General features: G+C 60.0%; 21 protein-coding genes. 6 read left to right on the top strand and 15 right to left on the bottom strand.

The genetic code is table 11. The annotated features are described in order from the left end of the window. Window positions 1-7: 7 nt before the first annotated feature. The 11 genes from flgH to flgF form a co-directional block, all read right to left on the bottom strand. Entirely contained in the window at window positions 8-721 is a 714-nt protein-coding gene (gene flgH, locus NXC24_RS03310; RefSeq protein ID WP_104822002.1) for a flagellar basal body L-ring protein FlgH, read from the bottom strand. Beyond that, entirely contained in the window at window positions 718-1,254 is a 537-nt protein-coding gene (locus NXC24_RS03305; RefSeq protein ID WP_104822001.1) for a MotE family protein, read from the bottom strand. The genes flgH and NXC24_RS03305 overlap by 4 nt, the downstream gene beginning before the upstream one ends. After that, a complete protein-coding gene (locus tag NXC24_RS03300; RefSeq protein ID WP_104822000.1) occupies window positions 1,251-2,369 on the bottom strand; it encodes a flagellar basal body P-ring protein FlgI in 1,119 nt (372 codons plus the stop codon). The genes NXC24_RS03305 and NXC24_RS03300 overlap by 4 nt, the downstream gene beginning before the upstream one ends. Next, on the bottom strand, window positions 2,366-2,851 hold the full coding sequence (flgA, locus tag NXC24_RS03295) for a flagellar basal body P-ring formation chaperone FlgA (protein WP_245463923.1): 486 nt from the start codon (window positions 2,849-2,851) through the stop codon (window positions 2,366-2,368). Before flgA ends, NXC24_RS03300 begins: the two co-directional genes overlap by 4 nt. Window positions 2,852-2,884: 33 nt before the next feature. Beyond that, window positions 2,885-3,673, bottom strand: coding sequence for a flagellar basal-body rod protein FlgG (gene flgG, locus NXC24_RS03290; protein ID WP_104821998.1), 789 nt, complete (start codon window positions 3,671-3,673; stop codon window positions 2,885-2,887). 97 nt (window positions 3,674-3,770) lie between these two features. Further along, a complete protein-coding gene (locus NXC24_RS03285; RefSeq protein ID WP_104821997.1) occupies window positions 3,771-4,121 on the bottom strand; it encodes a flagellar hook-basal body complex protein FliE in 351 nt (116 codons plus the stop codon). Further along, a complete protein-coding gene (flgC, locus tag NXC24_RS03280) occupies window positions 4,118-4,537 on the bottom strand; it encodes a flagellar basal body rod protein FlgC (RefSeq protein ID WP_104821996.1) in 420 nt (139 codons plus the stop codon). Before flgC ends, NXC24_RS03285 begins: the two co-directional genes overlap by 4 nt. A 16-nt stretch (window positions 4,538-4,553) precedes the next feature. Beyond that, a complete protein-coding gene (flgB, locus tag NXC24_RS03275; protein WP_104821995.1) occupies window positions 4,554-4,946 on the bottom strand; it encodes a flagellar basal body rod protein FlgB in 393 nt (130 codons plus the stop codon). A gap of 117 nt (window positions 4,947-5,063) precedes the next feature. Continuing rightward, window positions 5,064-5,609, bottom strand: coding sequence for a flagellar protein (locus NXC24_RS03270; protein WP_104821994.1), 546 nt, complete (start codon window positions 5,607-5,609; stop codon window positions 5,064-5,066). A gap of 100 nt (window positions 5,610-5,709) precedes the next feature. After that, window positions 5,710-7,098, bottom strand: coding sequence for a flagellar protein export ATPase FliI (gene fliI / locus NXC24_RS03265; protein WP_104824982.1), 1,389 nt, complete (start codon window positions 7,096-7,098; stop codon window positions 5,710-5,712). A 12-nt stretch (window positions 7,099-7,110) separates the two neighbouring features. Beyond that, window positions 7,111-7,845 carry a flagellar basal-body rod protein FlgF gene (gene flgF, locus NXC24_RS03260; protein ID WP_104821993.1) on the bottom strand — a complete coding sequence of 245 codons (735 nt, stop codon included), beginning with the start codon at window positions 7,843-7,845 and terminating at the stop codon, window positions 7,111-7,113. 228 nt (window positions 7,846-8,073) lie between these two features. Between flgF and motA the strand changes: the two genes are divergently transcribed. The 6 genes from motA to NXC24_RS03230 all read left to right on the top strand — a co-directional run bounded on the left by motA (window position 8,074) and on the right by NXC24_RS03230 (window position 13,208). Further along, a complete protein-coding gene (gene motA, locus NXC24_RS03255; protein WP_104821992.1) occupies window positions 8,074-8,946 on the top strand; it encodes a flagellar motor stator protein MotA in 873 nt (290 codons plus the stop codon). Between the two features lie 5 nt (window positions 8,947-8,951). Continuing rightward, window positions 8,952-9,896: a FliM/FliN family flagellar motor switch protein gene (locus NXC24_RS03250; protein WP_104821991.1), complete on the top strand. Its 945-nt coding sequence runs from the start codon at window positions 8,952-8,954 to the stop codon at window positions 9,894-9,896. 66 nt (window positions 9,897-9,962) lie between these two features. Next, on the top strand, window positions 9,963-10,499 hold the full coding sequence (gene fliN / locus NXC24_RS03245) for a flagellar motor switch protein FliN (RefSeq protein ID WP_104821990.1): 537 nt from the start codon (window positions 9,963-9,965) through the stop codon (window positions 10,497-10,499). Between the two features lie 49 nt (window positions 10,500-10,548). Further along, window positions 10,549-11,592: a flagellar motor switch protein FliG gene (fliG, locus tag NXC24_RS03240; protein WP_104821989.1), complete on the top strand. Its 1,044-nt coding sequence runs from the start codon at window positions 10,549-10,551 to the stop codon at window positions 11,590-11,592. Window positions 11,593-11,685: 93 nt separating this feature from the next. Next, window positions 11,686-12,765, top strand: coding sequence for a flagellar biosynthesis protein FlhB (gene flhB / locus NXC24_RS03235; protein ID WP_104821988.1), 1,080 nt, complete (start codon window positions 11,686-11,688; stop codon window positions 12,763-12,765). A 5-nt stretch (window positions 12,766-12,770) separates the two neighbouring features. After that, entirely contained in the window at window positions 12,771-13,208 is a 438-nt protein-coding gene (locus NXC24_RS03230; RefSeq protein ID WP_104821987.1) for a hypothetical protein, read from the top strand. A 184-nt stretch (window positions 13,209-13,392) separates the two neighbouring features. On the opposite strand, the gene NXC24_RS03225 is transcribed toward NXC24_RS03230, so the two are convergent. The 4 genes from NXC24_RS03225 to NXC24_RS03205 form a co-directional block, all read right to left on the bottom strand. Further along, the gene (locus NXC24_RS03225; protein WP_104821986.1) at window positions 13,393-14,139 is read right to left on the bottom strand and encodes a helix-turn-helix transcriptional regulator; all 747 of its coding nucleotides are present in this window, start codon (window positions 14,137-14,139) and stop codon (window positions 13,393-13,395) included. 11 nt (window positions 14,140-14,150) lie between these two features. Beyond that, complete coding sequence (locus NXC24_RS03220) at window positions 14,151-14,888, bottom strand: LuxR C-terminal-related transcriptional regulator (RefSeq protein ID WP_104821985.1); 738 nt, start codon at window positions 14,886-14,888, stop codon at window positions 14,151-14,153. Between the two features lie 534 nt (window positions 14,889-15,422). Further along, the gene (fliF, locus tag NXC24_RS03210) at window positions 15,423-17,102 is read right to left on the bottom strand and encodes a flagellar basal-body MS-ring/collar protein FliF (RefSeq protein WP_104821983.1); all 1,680 of its coding nucleotides are present in this window, start codon (window positions 17,100-17,102) and stop codon (window positions 15,423-15,425) included. Between the two features lie 165 nt (window positions 17,103-17,267). Then, window positions 17,268-17,657: a hypothetical protein gene (locus NXC24_RS03205; RefSeq protein WP_104821982.1), complete on the bottom strand. Its 390-nt coding sequence runs from the start codon at window positions 17,655-17,657 to the stop codon at window positions 17,268-17,270. Window positions 17,658-17,670 lie beyond the last annotated feature (13 nt).

Raw genomic sequence — 17,670 nt, 5'->3', positions numbered from 1 at the left:
CCGGCCGTCAGAGCGGCGACAGCAGGTCGACCGCCTGCTGGCCGCGCGGCGGCTGCTGAATTTCCGTCAGACGGCCGCGGCCGCCGTAGGAGATACGCGCTTCGGCGATCTTGTCGTAGGAGATCGTGTTTTCCGACGTGACGTCCTGAGGCCGGACGATACCGGCGACGTTCAGGATACGAATCTCCTGGTTCATCCGCACTTCCTGCGAACCGCTGATCATCAGGTTGCCGTTTTCGAGAACGCCGGTGACGACCGCGGCAACAAGCAGAGTGATCTGCTCGGAACGCTGCATCTTGCCCTTGGCGTCAGTGCTGGTGTCGGAGCCGGAGGTTGCGTCAGCATTGGTGCTCGGCTGCCAGCCAAAGATCTTGGCGGTGATATCCCAGTTCATATCGCTCTTGTTCGTGCGACTGCGATTGGTCTCGTTATCCCAGTTCGCCTTGTCGTTGATCGAGATATTGACCGTCAGGATGTCACCGACATTGAGCGCTCGCGAATCCTTGAAAAGGGCAGCCTGCGAATCGTTCCAGAGCGAATACCCCTGCGCCACCTGATGCGGCCGCTTCGGATACTGCAACATTTGCGGCGTCTGCGCATATTGCAGGCCGCTGCCGATCGGGCTCATGGCAGGCGCCCTGCCGATTTCCTTCAGAGCCTGCGACTGACAACCGGCGAGGAAAACGACGACTGCGCACGTGGCCGTAAGACGCATGTTCATGAGGGGTCCTTCGACTTCGATGTATTCGGATCGGACGCGCTGGAGATGATGTTGGTGACAACAGCGGCCTTCTGCGCGTCCATCTCCGCCAGAATGAGGCTCGACTGGCGCGGTGAGAGTTTCATGATGATCGCAGCCGCTACGGTGACCTTGACCTCATTAAGGCTTGCCGCCGCCGCATCGGGCTTCATGTTTTTGTAGATGTCGACCAGGCCGGAATCGGCGGTCTTCAAGAAGTCGTCGCGCCGCTTCAGCCAGTCTTCGTATTCCGCCTTGCGCTTGTCCATCGTGGCGATGCGCTGGTCGACATCGGCCTGCAGTTTCTCAAGCTCCTGCTTCTGTAGCAGATAGCGCTGGTCGCGGGCCGGGTCCGCGATGTTCGTGCAGAACTGTTTGATCTCGTCCTGGCTCGAAGCCGGGTCGACGACCGGCTTCGGCGCTTCCTGCGCCGCCGCGGCCGAGACCGACAGCAGCAACGCCGTCGCCACACAGCCGGAGGTCAGCAATTTCCTGGCGATGGCGATCGATGTCATTGCAGCACGAGCTCCGCTTGCAGGGCGCCGGCCGATTTGATGCCTTGCAGGATGGCGATGATGCCGTCCGGCTTGACGCCGATATTGTTCAGCCCGGAGACCAGCGTCTTCAGATCGGGTCCTTCGAGCACGGCGACGCGGCCGCCACTCTTGCTCGCGGTGATATCCGTCTGATCCTGAACGGCCGTCTCACCGTTCGAGAAGGGCTCCGGCTGCACGATCTGCGGGTTTTCACTGACCTGAACCGTCAAGGTGCCGTAGCTGACGGCGACCGGCGAGACACGGACATCGGCACCGATGACGATCGTTCCGGTGCGTTCATTGATGACGACCTTGGCAGGCGTGTCGGTCTGGACGTCGAGATTTTCGATATCCGCCATCAGCCGCGTCAGATCCGCCATCTTCGGCTTTTCGATCGCAACTTCCTGGGAATCCTTGGCCTCGGCGATCGGACCGCCGAAATGCGAGGTCGCCCAGGCATTGACCGTATCGGCGATGCGGATTGAGGTGGAGAAATCCGGATTGCGCAACTGCAGGACAAGATTGACCGAATCCTTGAAACGCGACGGCAGTTCGCGTTCGATGATGGCGCCGCCCGGCACGCGGCCGGCGGTGGTGGTGCCTTCGGTGACGCTCGCGGCCGCCCCCTGGGCCTGGAAGCCAGAGACGATAACCGAGCCCTGCGCCACGGCGTAGATCTGCCCGTCGGCACCGCTGAGCGAGGTCATGATCAGCGTACCGCCGCGCAGCGACGTCGCATCGCCAAGCGAGCTGACCGTGACGTCGATGCGGCTGCCTGGGCTTGCGAAGGGCGGCAGATTGGTCGTCACCATGACGGCGGCGGTATTCTTGGCGGCGGACTGGCCGCCCTGCGTCGAAATGCCGAGATTCTGCAGCATCGCGCGCATGGACTGTTCAGTGAAGGGCGAGGAACGCAGGCTGTCGCCGGTTCCCTGGAGACCGACGATCAGGCCGTAGCCGATCAACTGGTTGTCGCGGCCGGCCTGCAGCGAGGCTATGTCCTTGATGCGCGATTGCATCGCCAGCGCCGGATCGGCGACGATCAGGCTCGGCAATGCCAGCAAAACCCCGAGGAAATGGCGAAGGCTTCTCATTTTGCGACCACTCGGATCGTGCCGTTTTCGAGAACAGTACCGTTGACGATGATGCCGGAGTCCAGATTGCGGGCTCGTACGCTATCGCCGACCGCGCCGTCATCCAGCGGCGTTCCAGCCGCGGTGATCGTCATGCTGCCCATGCTCATCACCAGACGGATATTGGAGCCACGTGTCACGGCAAAGGGCTGGCGCAGCGCCGAAATGGAGATGGTTCGGCCGGGCAGAAGCGTGCGTTTCGACACCAAGCCGGTTACATCCCGGATCCGCTTGGCGTAATCGCCGGTCAGATTCGGATTGGTGACGTCGACCTCTTCGAGCTGACCGCTGCTGATGATATCGCCCGGATAAATCGTCTCGGTCGGCACGACGGCGGTCCCCAGGCTGGTGCCATCGGTGCCCGTTGCGCCGGCGGGAGCGGCCGACACGAACATGACGGAGAGGCTCGCCGCGGCGAGCCAGGCCATTGCTAAGCTTTTCATCCGGCGAACCCTCATGTTCGGCCCGTCCTCTCGTTACTTCAGATCTTTGCTGACGATCTGCGCCATGTCGTCGGCGGTGGTGATGACCTTGGAATTCATCTCGTAGGCACGCTGCGCGCTGATCAGATCGGTGATTTCCTTGACCGCATCGACGTTCGACGATTCCAGATAGCCTTGCTTCATGTAGGCGAAGCCGTTGGTATTGGGATCGGAGACGACGGGATCGCCGGAGGCCGGCGTCTGGGTGAAGAGGTTGCTGCCCATCGGCTGCAAACCGGCTTCGTTGACGAAGTTGGCGATCTGCAACTGGCCGAGAACGGTCGGCGTCGTCGCGGTGCCGATCGTCGCCGAGACCTGACCGGATTCGTTGATGACGATGTTGCTGGCATTGTTCGGGATCGTGATCCCCGGCTCCAGCACGTTGCCGTCCGCGGTCACCATCTGGCCCGTATCGCTCTTGTTGAACGAACCGGCGCGCGTATAGGCCGTCGTGCCGTCGGGCATCTGAATCTGGAACCATCCGCGGCCGACCAGCGCGACGTCGAGATCGTTCTGCGTCTGCGACAGTTCGCCCTGGATCTGAATGTTGCGCACGGCCGTCGTCTGCACGCCGAGACCGATATTGGCGCCTTCCGGCACCACGGCCTGGTTCGGCCGGTTGGAAATGCCCTTGGCGCGTTCGGTCTGGTACAAAAGGTCCGAGAACTCGGCGCGGGAACGCTTGTAACCCGTCGTATTGATGTTCGCGATGTTGTTCGCGATTACTTCGAGGTTGGTCTGCTGGGCGTCCATGCCCGTCGCGGCAATAGCGAGCGCTCTCATGTCTTCGTCCTTCGAGCTAGAGCGTGATCCCGAAAGCCGCAAAGCGGCTTTGAACAAGATCGCGCCAAATCAAATAATGGGAGCGGGGCCACCCGCCCTAAATCTGCATTTTCGTAATATCGAGAAAGGCGGAGACCATCTTGTCGCGCAGCGCGATCGCCGTCTGCAGCGTCTGATCCGCCTGCATGACCTTGTCGACCACTTCGCGGGTGCTCATCGTGCCCTTGATGCCGGCGAAGGAGGCGTTTTCGGCTTCCTTCAGCGTATTGACCGTGTCTTTCGCCACGTTGGACATTACCGAGGCGAAGCTTGCGCCGGTCGCATTTCCAAGCGTTGTTCCAAGCGTCGGCGCCAGGCTGTTGGACGAAGAGGAGCTTTCGTCGGTGGTAATGTTGCCGAGACCGCGGACTGCGGAAAGGGAGGAGACATTCTTGATAGCGTCAATCATTGTGCATTCTTCAAGAGATCGATGGTGGAATTGATGAGATCGCGCGACTGCTTGATCGTTTGCAGATTGGCCTCATAGGAACGATTGGCTTCGCGCATATCGGCCATTTCAACGAGGACGTTGACGTTGGGCATCTTCACATAGCCCTTCGGGTCCGCCGCCGGATTGTCTGGGTCGTATTCCTCGACGAACTTGCTGGTGTCCTCGCCCAACTTCTTCACACCCACCGTGGTCAGGTTGTTGGCGCGATCGAGCTCGGCGCCGAACGTCACGGTCTTGCGGCGATAGGGATCGGAACCGGGGGTGTCGCCCGTCGAACGGGCATTGGCGATATTTTCGGAAACAACACGCAGGCGGGTCGATTGGGCCTCCAGGCCGGAGCCCGCAATCTTCAACGCGGCTGATAAAGGGTCCATAACATCTTCACTTCATCTATTGTTTTACGGTCATCAACATCATGCGATGAAAGGAGCTGACCAGCGCGGTGTTCAAACCGTACTGGCGTTGGATGTCGCCGGTTTTGGCGAGCTCGTCTTCCAGGCCGACGGTGTTACCCGACTCCTGGACGCCGATTTCCTGATTGAGCGACGCTTCCTCGACGTTGACGTCGCCGCTCTCACTGAATTCATTGCCCGAAAAATGCGCCGGGTTGGTCTTCGCCATGCCGACATTCTCGTTGTCGAGAACGGCTTGAAACGGCGTGACGTCCTTGGCGTGGTACTTCGGGGTATTGGCATTGGCGATATTGCCGGCAACGACCTCCTGGCGAACCTGGAGCCACTCGGCTTGCCGCGAGGCCAGGTCAAAGAGCTGAATGGGTTGCATGGGCTTCTCTCCGTTCTTACAGCAGGACCCTAGAGGGATAATCTTGCGTGGGACTTGCGGGGGATGCGTTCTTGCTAAAGTCTTTACTAAGCCTGATACGCAGGCGATTGCGGGCTCTCAATTGTGGCCGTAGACGTCACCGGTGGAAGTGACGATGACCCACTTTCCGTCGCGCTGCTCGATCGTCGCCAAGCGGCTGTTATCGGGCAGGATCGAGCCGACACGCACGACATACATGCCGGTGTCATCCTCAATGAGCGCCCGGCCGTTTGCGACGTGCAGCAAATGGAACGGCGACTTGCCGGGAAACGGCTGATCTTCGGCCGGCTGGCCCTTGTCATCCTCGCGTCCAACATTGCTGACCGTTGCCGTCGTCAGCGGATCGGGAGCGAAATCTTTCGGCCCATCGGGATTTTTGTTGACCATGGCAAGCGGCGAAACGTTGACGATCTCGCGTCCCGGCCAGTTCGGCAGATCGCGGGTGCGCTCGCCCTCGGCAACGTGAATGCCGAACTTGTCGGGGTTCAGGAACACATACCAGGGGAAGAAAGCCGAAATACCGGCGAGCAACAGACCGGTGCCAGCCAGGGCCTTATCGGTAAAGGTTCGCCTTTTTGCCGGCTTCAGCGGAGCGACCGGTTCGTCTGCATCGGATTCTCTCACGTCTGGCCTCTCCCTCGGCATGGCCCGAAATGCGTGAAGCGGTTTCGGACGGGATGATGCGAAATCAAATGGTTGGAGCGAACGACATTTCGTGGAAACCTCATTTCGCTCTCGGCTGGATGTTTGCGGCCGAGCCGTTTTTCAACGCGGTCGCAAGGTCGGTGAAGGCGTCGGCCGAAGGCCGTTCGCCGGGGGTCTGTTTCAGAATGTCGTAGATGATCGGCACCTGGCGGACGGCCATGTCGAGATCCGGGTCGCTGCCCTGGCGGTATCCGCCGATCAGGCGCAGGTCGCGGGTTTCTTCATAGCGGTGCACAAGTGCCTTCAGGCGCGAAACCAGCTTTTCCTGATCCGGTGTCCAGGCCTTGCGCGCCAAGCGCGACACTGAGGCCAACGGATCGATCGGCGGATAACGCCCCTCTTCCGCCAGGCTGCGCTGCAGGACGATATGGCCATCGAGAATGCCGCGGGTGGAATCGGCGATCGGGTCGTTGTGATTGTCGCCGTCGACGAGGATGGAGATGATCGCGGTGATCGTGCCGGTCCCTTCCGGACCTGGTCCTGCACGCTCCAGAAGGCGCGGCAGTTCGGTGAAAACCGAGGCCGGATAACCACGCGCGATCGGCGGCTCGCCGGAGGCCGTCGCCACTTCGCGAATGGCATGGGCAAAGCGGGTGACGCTGTCGACGATCAACAGCACATTGTCGCCCTGGTCGCGGAAATGCTCGGCGATGGTGATGGCAGACAATGGCGCCATCTTGCGCAGCATCGGGCTCTCATCGCTGGTCGCGACGATGGCGATCGACTTCTGCATGTGCGAACCCAGCGTGTCCTCGATGAATTCACGCACTTCACGGCCACGTTCGCCGACCAACGCAATCACCACCTTGTCGAAAGCATTGGCCCGGGCGAGCATCGACAGCAGCGTCGACTTGCCGACGCCGGAACCGGCGAAGATGCCGAGACGCTGACCGAGGCAGAGCGGCGAGAAGATGTCGATGGCGCGCACGCCGGTCTTGAAACCCGTCTCGACGCGCTTGCGCGTCATCGAGGGTGGCGCGGTGTTGGAGATCGAGCGCGAGTCCATGCCTGCCGTCAGCGGTCCCAGGCCATCGATCGGCTCGCACAGCGAGTTGATCGTACGCCCGCACCAGCTATCCGTCGGCGCGATACGGAAGGCGCCCTTGCGGATGATGACGTCGTGGATGCCGATCGGCTCGCCCGGCTCGATCGGACAGACGTAGGTCAATTCCGGCTCGACGCGGACAACTTCGCCGAGATGGATGCCGGTCGGGGAACGGTGGGCGACGAACTCGCCGAGGCGCACATGCCTGGAAAGGCCGGCGACGGTGTAGTGCCCGGCCGCGATGGTGCGTACATGGCCGCCATCGGCAACCGTGTTTTCCGCCATCAAATATTGATCCGCCAAAGCGGCCATCCGCGAGAATCTCGGCGACATCGCGCCCTCGGGCATCCCATCCTCGAACATCATCCGACCCTCTTACTGGCTGCCGCCGAGGGTCTTGATGGCGTCCGTGAGCGTGCTTTCGCTGCTGCTGGTAAGCGTCGAGATATTGTCGAAGGCGCGGCTGACTTCGATAAGCTGGGTCATTTCCCGCATGCCGTTGACGTTGGAATTTTCGAGATAGCCCTGGGCGATACCGATATGGGAGTGGTCGACGACGGACTGCGGGGAGTCCGTCGGTAACACGCCGCTATTGTCATAGCGCAGGAAGCCCTTGCTGATATCGGAGCTATAGAGCCCGATCTTGCCGACCTGCTTGCCGTTTTGAGCGATCGTGCCATCCGAGGAGACGCTCGGCGCGCCGCCGCCGGGGTCGAGCTGGATCGGTGCGCCGCCGGGATCAAGCACCGGATAGCCTCTGGTGGAGACCAGGGCGCCGCTCTCGGTCATGGTAAAGCGGCCATCGCGCGTCAGAACCATGCCAGCCGGCGTGTTGAGACCGAACCAAGCATCGCCCTTGACCGCAAAATCGAAGAGATTGCCGGTGTTTTCCAGTTCGCCGTTGTCGGTAGAGAGATAGTCGTTGCCTTGCGAGACGAAGGCGACTTTGGCGTTGAGCTTGTTTTCGGTATTGCTGAGGACTTGATTGAACTTGACCTCGGTGCCACGAAAACCCGTGGTATTCACGTTGGCCATGTTATCGGCGATCGTCGTCAGACGCCGCTCGAGCGCCATCTGCGATGACAGCGCCACATAAATACCAGACTGCATTTTTCAAGCCCTCCGGACATTGGAGAATAACGGGAAAGGAAACGCCAGATATCGCGGCGCTCCGACATGTCGTTAGCCGGGCATGAATGCCCTTACCCGATACTCTGCCAGCACTGGCTTGTGCGAAGCTGACACGGCGAAAGGCCGCTTCGAAGCGCGCCGAACAGCCTCACGCAAGGCAGGTCTCCTACTTCAACGGAGGAAGCAACGTTCAGGTGTGGACTGGCGATGAATATTATTATCGGATTTGTAGTGACCTGCGGCTGCATCATAGGCAGCTTCATGGCGATGGGCGGGCATGTGGACGCGCTGTTCCAGCCCTTCGAATTTGTCATCATCGCGGGCGCCGGCATCGGCGGCTTCATCATGGCCAATCCGATGAAGGTCGTGAAGGATTCCGGCAAGGCGCTGGGCGAGGCCTTCAAGCATTCGGTTCCGAAGGAGCGCAATTATCTCGATACGCTCGGCGTGCTCTACGCGCTGATGCGCGATCTGCGCACCAAGTCACGCAACGAAATCGAAGCCCATATCGACAACCCGGACGAATCCGTAATCTTCCAAGCCGCCCCGACGGTGCTGAAGAACAAGGAACTGACGGCCTTCATCTGCGACTATGTCCGCCTCATCATCATCGGCAACGCCCGCTCCCACGAGATCGAGGCGCTGATGGACGAGGAAATCAACACTATCCTGCACGACAAGATGAAGCCCTATCATGCCATCACGATCATGGGCGATTCCTTCCCGGCCATCGGTATCGTCGCCGCCGTTCTCGGCGTCATCAAGGCCATGAGCCACATCAACGATTCGCCGGAAGTGCTCGGTCACCTCATCGGCTCGGCGCTGGTCGGCACCTTCCTCGGCATTCTCCTTTCCTATTCCGTCTGCGCGCCCCTCGTGTCGCAGATCAAGATCGTACGCAGCAAGCAGCATCGCCTCTACGTGATCGTCAAGCAGACGCTGCTGGCCTACATGAACGGCTCCGTGCCGCAGGTGGCACTCGAATACGGCCGCAAGACCATCTCCTCCTACGAACGGCCGTCGATCGATGCCGTCGAGCAGGAAATGATGAATCCCGGCGGTGAGAGCAAGGCGGCCTGACGACCATGAGCCAGCAATCATCCGCCAAGGCGCATACGATGGACCGCGCCCTCTTCGCCAAGCTGACCGGCGGCCTCGGAGATCAGGCAACCGTCGGAAAGCTCGCCGCCGCCTTCGGCCAGGTCTACGGCGAATTCCTCCCCGACTTCATCAAGAGCGAAACGGGCCTCGACGTGTCCGTCGCCTATTCCGGCTGCCAGTCGGGACTGATGAACGATCTTATCGCCGGCCTCGGCGGCAACTGCGCGCTTGTGAACGGTTCGCTACGCAACTGGGCACCGCAATTCGTTCTCGGCTGCGGCACAGGCTTCATAATGACCCTGATGGAGCACATGCTGGGCGCGCTGCCCGAGACCATCGAGGCACCCCTTCCGCGGCCGCTTTCGATCATCGAGCTCGACCTTGCCGTCATGGTGTTCGACAAGATCGCCAACGTGCTGCGCTCGGCGGTCAATGCGGCTGGCGGTTTCGAACCCAATCTCGATCCGCCGTATAATATCGAGAATCGCCCGAAGCCGGCTGCCGACCAGGTCGATGAATTCGCCGCTGCCATCACCATGATGATTTCGCTCGGCAAGACCGTCTCGGAAATCGTCGTCATCATACCGCAGCAGGTTCTGCTGCGGACCGTCGTCAGCCCACCGCGAGCCAAGAACCCGTCCGCAGCGTCGGAAGCATGGACGGAGCAGCTCAGCGAACAGGTGCGTCGCTCACAGGTGACGCTCGAGGCCCGCATCCAGCTGGAATCGCTGACGCTGAACACAATTTCGAGACTCGCCGTCGGCGATGTCATTCCCTTCATGGACGCAGGCGATGTTCGCGTCGAGGTCAGCGCCAACAGCAAGGACCTCTACATCTGCGAATTCGGCCGTTCGGGCGAAAATTACACGGTGCGCGTCAAGGACAATGTGAATTCCGACGACGAGCTTCTTCGACACCTGATGAATTGACCGGCTGGCGGGTGCCTGGGGCACCCACGGCAGCTTGAGGCAAGTTTCAACTGGAATAGTGATTTCATGGCTAGGAAGACGACACAGAAAAGCGGCGAGGAATCGCTGGAAGTTGAAAACAGCGACGCCGCATTGGATGAGGCCATCGACGGCCTGCGCGGCGTGCTGAAGAAAGACACCGACGGTGGCATGCCGGATTTCGGCGCCGATGCATTCGGGGCCGAGCCGGGCACGGATCTTTCGGCCTTCGGCGGCGATTTCGGGGACGACAATGCAGGCTCCGCTTTCGGCGCCAGCGATTTCGGCGGCTCCTCCTTCGCCGAACCGTCAGCTCCGGGCAGCGCGCTGACCGCCAATCTCGACCTGATCATGGACATCCCGATCGACGTTCAGATCGTGCTCGGCAGCAGCCGCATGCAGGTCTCCGGCCTGATGAACCTGACCGAAGGCGCAATTATCGCGCTCGACAAGAAGATCGGCGAGCCCGTCGAGATCACCGTGAACGGCCGCAGAATCGGCCGGGGCGAAATTACCGTGCTGGAACATGATGACACCAGGTTCGGTATCAAGCTCATCGAAGTATCGAATACGAAGAAAAACTGAACTCTGTTCAGAATAAGCCCACTCCCTGTTCGGGACGGAGACGAAGACCATGATGGACTTTGACGATTTCAGCGGCGGCGCCCTCGCCGAGCAACCGTTATCTCAGGCTGAGAAGGCTGCTGCTGTTCTCCTTGCCATGGGTAAACAGGTTGCGGGACGGCTGCTGAAATATTTCACGCAGCATGAATTGCAGCTCATCATCGCGTCTGCGCAGTCGCTGAGGGTTATTCCGCCGGACGAGCTGGCGCAGCTCGTCGCGGAATTCGAGGATCTCTTCACCGAAGGCGCGGGTCTGATGGACAACGCCAAGGCAATCGAAAGCATTCTCGAGGAAGGCTTGACACCCGACGAGGTCGACAGCCTTCTCGGCCGGCGCACCGCCTTCCAGGCTTACGAAACTTCGATCTGGGATCGCCTCGGCGAGGCGGATCCGATTTTCGTCGCCAAGTTCTTCCTGCGCGAACATCCGCAAACCATCGCCTATGTGCTGTCGATGATGCCGTCCTCCTTCGGCGCCAAGGTTCTGCTGCAACTGCCCGAGGCGCAACGCGCCGACATCATGAACCGCACCGTCAATCTCAAGGATGTCAGCCCGAAAGCGGCGCAGATCATCGAAAACCGCGTGCTGGGGCTGATGGCGGAAATCGATGCCGAACGCAATGCTTCCGGCTCGACGAAGGTGGCGGAGCTGATGAACGAGCTGGACAAGCCGCAGGTCGATACGCTGCTCACATCGCTGGAAACGCTCAACAAGGAATCGGTCGACAAGGTGCGTCCGAAGATCTTCCTCTTCGACGACCTCACGCTCATGCCGCAGCCGAGCCGCGTCATGCTGCTCAACGACATCGCGGCCGACATTCTCACCATGGCGCTGCGTGGTTCCTCGTCCGAAATTCGCGAGATCGTGCTCAGTTCGATCAGCCCGCGCCAGCGCCGCATGATCGAATCCGACCTGCAGATCACCACCGGCATCAATCCGCGCGAAATCGCCATCGCGCGGCGCGCCATCGCCCAGGAAGCCATCCGGCTTTCCAATTCCGGCCAGATCGAACTCAAGGCAAAAGACAAGACGCCTGTGGAAGAAGCCGCGTGATCTCAGCGCGACTCACCTAAATCGTCTTAGACTGTTCAGAACAAGGCCGTGCATGATGCACGGCCTCTTTCCGTTTCATGAAGGACGGCTTCTTTGGCTGACGAAGACAAGGACAGTAAAACAGAAAAACCGACGGAGAAAAAACTCCGCGACACGATGGAGAAAGGCAATGTGCCTCACTCCAAGGAAGCGACGCTCTTTGCGTCGATGCTCGCGACCGTCATCTACGTCACCTTCTTCCTGCCGGAGCGCGTCGGGCGCATGGGCGAGGTGCTGCGCGACCTCTTCGAAAAACCCGATCAGTGGCAGCTCGAGACGGGGTCTGACGTCATTTCCTTGTTCATCCGCATCGGCTGGGAAGTCGGCAATCTGCTGCTGCCCGCGGTCGTGCTGTTCTTCGCCTTCGGCATCGGGTCCTCGATGTTCCAGAACCTGCCGACACCCGTTCTCGACCGCATCGCGCCACAGTTTTCCCGCATTTCGCCGGTGGCGGGCTGGGGCCGCATCTTCAGCACGTCGGGTCTGGTGGAATTCGGCAAGTCGCTTGCCAAGATCGTCTTGGTCGGCGTCATCATGTTCTTTGTGCTGCGCGGGCAGTTCTTCCATGCGATCGATTCGCTGGTTTCCGATCCGCAGACGATCTTCGTGCGGCTGACGACCATCATCCAGAAAATTCTGACCATCGTGCTGCTGGCGACAGCCGTCGTCGGCATCGGCGACGTGCTCTGGACCCGCTACCACTGGGTCGATCAGTTGAAAATGACGAAGCAGGAGGTCAAGGAAGAGCACAAGCAATCCCAGGGCGACCCGATCGTCAAATCGAGGCAGCGCTCGATCGCCCGCGACCGTGCCCGCCGGCGCATGATGAAGCAGGTGCCGCGTGCCACGCTGGTCATCGCCAATCCGACCCATTTTGCCGTGGCGCTGCGTTATGTCCGGGAGGAAAACGACGCACCCATCGTCGTCGCCAAGGGGCAGGACCTCATCGCCCTCAAAATCAGGGAGATCGCCGAGGCAAATGGCATCCCCGTCTTCGAAGATCCGCCACTCGCGCGCTCCATGTTTGCGCAAGTCTCGGTAGATAGTGTCATCCCGTCAGTGTTTTACAAGGCCGTCGCAGAGCTGATCCATAGGATCTATGCCACGCAGTCGAACAGAAAACGGGTACGATAAATCGAATGAAAAAATCCCCCTACTCTGCCCAACGTGAACAAATTCTCGCGGAAGCCATCAGCCCGGTCGCCAGCGAATTGCGGCTCCTCGACGCGGCCGATCTGATTTCGCTGCTGCGCTTCGAGCGCTATGGCAATCTTGCCGACCTCGTGGCGTCGGCGGCCGAGCTTTATTTCCATCCGGGCACCGTCAATTTCGGCCTTGGGGGCGACTACAAGCTTGAATGGGGCGGGCCGGCGGAAGTCACCATCGACCTCGAAATCAAACCGCGCGGCGTCACCGTCTATGCCAAGCTCGCGCTGGCCGAACATCATGCCGGCATCGAAATCAACCATATCGCCTTCGACAAAGCCTCGGCCGATCCGGACGAGAACACCGCGCTTCTCGCCCGCAGCCTGCGGGACGCCCGCTACGCGATCGGCGGAACGACGCGCGCAGCCTGAACAAGGCTCAAACCATCCCCACTTTCATGATGAAGGTCCGCTGAGGCATCTCGGCATTCGTGCGCGCTTCGGCTTTCAGTCAGGCGCGGAACCGCTCGCCTTTTGCTTTCTACAATTTCTGGAAGATCTTATCCGCTGGGAATAGCCGATAGCGGATAAGATGCTCTGGATCCAAAGAAGCGCTTTAGCTGATGTAACCGAAACGGATAGCTTTTGCGATTGCCTGAATGCGGTTGACGCTGTCGAGCTTGATCGTCGCTGAACCGAGATAGGCGTTGACGGTGTGCACCGACAGCCCCAGCTTTTCGGCTATTTCCTCGCTGATCCGGCCATCACCTGCAAGCTGCAGGCAGGCGATCTCGCGTTCGCTCAGCGCTTCGGCGGCCGGCGACCGCCGCTCGTCGAGCGACAGGAGATCCATCATGATCTGGCAGCTACGGCCATGCAGCTCGACGATCATATCGCTCGTCAGATCCATGAATTTTGCGGCGAACACGACATAGCCGTTGCCGACCGATCCCAGGCGCACCGGAAAGGCGACGCCGGCAAAAGGCAGGAGATGCGGTTTCAGGCGCTGGGTGAACGAGGCAAAATCGGGCGTCTCGGCGGTGCTGTCGCTATCACGGCCGTTCCACATCAGCGGCAGCAGCGACTTTTCGATATGCTCGATCATCGCCTCGCCATAGGCTTCGACAAAGGCCTTGTTGAGGACGGTATTGGTCGAGCCCCAATTTTCCAGCTCGCAGACTAGGCGCTGCTTGCTCGGCAGGCCGGAGCCGCTGAGGCGATATACTGCAAAATTCTGCGCGTCGATCAGCTTCTGCATCGACACAAGCTTCGGGAAGAGATCAGAACGGCTGGATATCCGATGCGAACGGCCGAGCCTTCCTTCGCTTGGCGTGTCCGTCGTCCTAACCGGCTGATATCGCATTCATCGGGCTTTCAAACGAGGTTGTTTCTGACAGCAAAGGCGATCGCTTCCGATCGCGTCTTGGTCGCGGTCTTCCGCATGACGCTGGTGATATAGTTGTTGATGGTGTTGCGCGAGATGCCGAGGATCATGGCGATCTCGTCGCTTGTCTTGCCTTCGGCAATCCAGAACAAGCATTCCAGCTCACGCTCGGTGAGATCGAAATCGCGCTCGGACTTGCCTTCCACGCAGCGCGTGAAGCTCGCGAAGTAACCCGACAGCAATCCGGCGTCACGCAGCCGCTCCGGCGACAGCAACAGACCATCATGGGCAAGCAGCATCAGCGAGAAGCGCGTGCGGCCAACATTGAAGGTCAGCGAGCAATATTGGCGGCTGACGCCTTCCGGCAGCTCGACATCATCCGGCAGGAACGCAAAATTCGGCTGGAACAGCGACATGCATTTCTCAAGCTCGCCCGTGCGGCCGTAGCCGCTCGTGAGCTCGGAAGCAAGACGGCGAACAAGATCGAAGGGCCAATCGGAGGACACGACGAAGTCGAGACCGCTTTCCTGGATCAGGTCGCAGCGGGCCAGAAGATAGTGGGAGGCGCCGACATAATCCGTCAACACGCGCAGGCCAGATTGGAGATAGGCAGGGCCGGCAATGGCGCTCAACTGCTGAACGAGTTGATCGCGCGACATGGCATTGGCGGACGCGGCCAATCGCACATCCTTGTCGCCTTTGCTCCCCTGCAATATCTGCACGTCCATTTTTTGCATTTCCTGCCGCTGTTAGGCGCTCTAACGCCAACGAGAGCATTGCTCGGTCTGGACCCGGCGCATAACCTCGAAGACGGCATCGATCTTCGCAAAGGCATCTGCACCAACTCAACTTATTACTCCGCCCCATACGATTCCATACGGACGTATGACGCGATAAGCGCGCTAATATATAAATTCGATTTCGGCAAGCGCATGCGAATCGCCCAAATCGCAATCAACCAACTATAGACTGATTTCTCCGCGTGCTGGCATCTCCAAATTCGCTGAATTCACCAAACACGGATCTCATGGTCTGATTCGCGCCGCTTCGACGCAACTCCGAATAGGTATGATGATTGTAAGTCGATTCTTTCTACCCAGCAACGAAATTTCCGACCAGGAAATGTCTTGCCAACAGGTTCGGTCACTCGATTTCGGTACGCATACGTGAAGCAAATATTTGCGAAAACCCAGAGTTGGCACGATCAAGCGGCGTTCTTTCCGATGACATGAAAAGACCGGGAATATCTCCCGGTCTTTTCATCAGGCAGCGTTGTCGACGGCCCATTTTCTGAGGATCTTCGCGGCGCGTTCCTCGCTGATTTCCACCATGCGCGAGAGGCGGCGTTCCGGCCCTTCCTTGACGCGGCGGTTGAAGGTGCCGCCGTCTTCGCCCATCGTCAGCAGATCGTCGGTGCTGTCGAAGCCGAAGTCCGAGCCAAAGCCGTCCATCAGGGCGGCACCCGGCCCGCCGACGGCGGGAGCGAAATCCGGCAGTTCCAGGCCCGCCGCTTCCGGCAGAGCCGCGCCACCGGCCACACCGCCGCCGAGCGAGCGGATCAGCGGACGGAAGCCCATCCAGACGATGAGGAAGGCAACCGCGACGAAGGCAGCCGAGTTGATGATGCCAGCCATGTTACGGCTCAGCATATCCATGATGTTGAAGCTGGAAGAGGTGTCCTCGAGCAGTTGATTGTCGAGGAAGTCCATCGCATTGACGGTCACCACGTCGCCGCGGGTGGTGTCGACGCCGGCAGCGGTCGCGACAATCTTCTGCATCTCGGCGATATAGGCGTCGACCTTCGCCTGATCGGCCGGCTGACCGACCATCTGGGCGATGCGGCCCTTGTTGACCACCACGGCCACCGAGAGCTTCTCGACCCTGTAGCTGTTGCGGGTCGTCGCGGTCGTCTTGCTGTTGATTTCGTAGTTGGTCTGTTCTTCGCGCTTGTCGGACTGGTCGTTCGATGTCGGTCCGCTGCCACCGGACTGCGGGGCAGCCTGCGGAATGTTTTGCTCAACGGTCGCTGCCGTATCCGACTGGCGCTGCTGCGATTTCTGCGCTTCCTTGGTGGTGCGAACCGAGCGCTCGACCTTCGAATCCGGATCGTAGGTGGTTTCCTGCACCTGCTGGCTATCGGTATTGAGCTGCGCCGTCACGCTGGAGCGGAAATTGTCCATGCCGAGAAATGGAGCAAGCGCCTTGTTGATGTTCGATTCGACCTCGTCCTGAACATTCTGCACGATGCCGAGATTGCGGTTCAGCGCGCCATTGCCGGGATCGTCACCCGAGGCGAGCAATTGGCCGGTGGAATCGAGGATCGTAACATCGTCGACTTCCAGGCCTGGAACGGCAGAGGCAACGAGATGGCGGATGGCCTGGGCCGCTTTGCGCCCCGCTTCGGCGTTCGCCCGGATCATGACCGAGGCCGTCGGCTTCTGGTCCGCTTTGCGGAAGTTGCCGACATCCTGCATGACAATGTGGACGCGTGCCGCGCTAATGCCGGTGATCGAGGTGATCGTGCGGGAGATTTCGCCTTCGAGCGCACGCACGCGGGTCACTTCCTGCATGAAGGAGGTCAGACCGAGAGAGCCGACATTGTCGAAGAGTTCGTAGCCGGCGGTGGTGCTGTTCGGCAGGCCGCGCTCGGCGAGAAGCAGGCGCGCCTTGCCGGTCATGCCCGCCGGCACGGTGAGGCTGGTGCCGTCCGTACCCACCTGGAAACCGATGTTGGCTTCGGCAAGCGCAATGCTGATCTGGTTCAGATCGGTTGCATCCAGGCCCACATAGAGCGTTTCCTGGGCAGGCTTATTGACGTAGAGGGCTGCAAACAGAATCAGCGCCATGGAAACGACGCCGACGCCCGCCATGATCAGCAGGCGTGTCCTCCCCAGGTTCTGCAGATTCCTGAACAAGGGAACTAATTGATTTAACAGATTCATTCTGTTCTCGCACGATTCGTCAAAGACCTGATGGCTTTGTGCCCTGCAGCGAAGATAGAAATCGAAACTTGTGCGAGCGTTTCGTCCCGGGCAGGAAAAATGAAGAACTCGAAAAATTTATCCGAGATAATATAAGAAAAACAATATCAGGCGCCGGCGCTCCGATCAGAAGAAATCGAAGTCGCCGGCGGCCTTGGCCAAGGGTTGGGAATGTCCATGGCGACCGCCGCCGCCGAGAGCTTTCTGCATTTCGGCGAGCTTCACCAGGCTCAGGGCCGTCGCAACATCGACCATCCAGCCATCCGGTATGTCGCCGGTGATGGTGTCGATGAACTCGGCAATGCCCCGCGTCTTCTGCACGGCGAGATCGATGCCCTGCATGACCTTCATAGAGTCGGGCGATTCCAGCACGTTGACGCCGCTGAGATCGAGCAGTTGCGGTTCGATGCGCTCGATCAGGTAGGCGACGTCGTGCAATTCCGAGACTATGCGCATGAGGATGGCTGGGAGAGCTTCCTGCATGGCGATTGGTTCGGGACGCGGAATGGTGGTCATGAGGTAGTCCTCG

The organism is Rhizobium sp. NXC24, from assembly GCF_002944315.1.
GTDB lineage: Bacteria > Pseudomonadota > Alphaproteobacteria > Rhizobiales > Rhizobiaceae > Rhizobium.
This window is presented reverse-complemented; position numbering and strand designations above follow the sequence as displayed.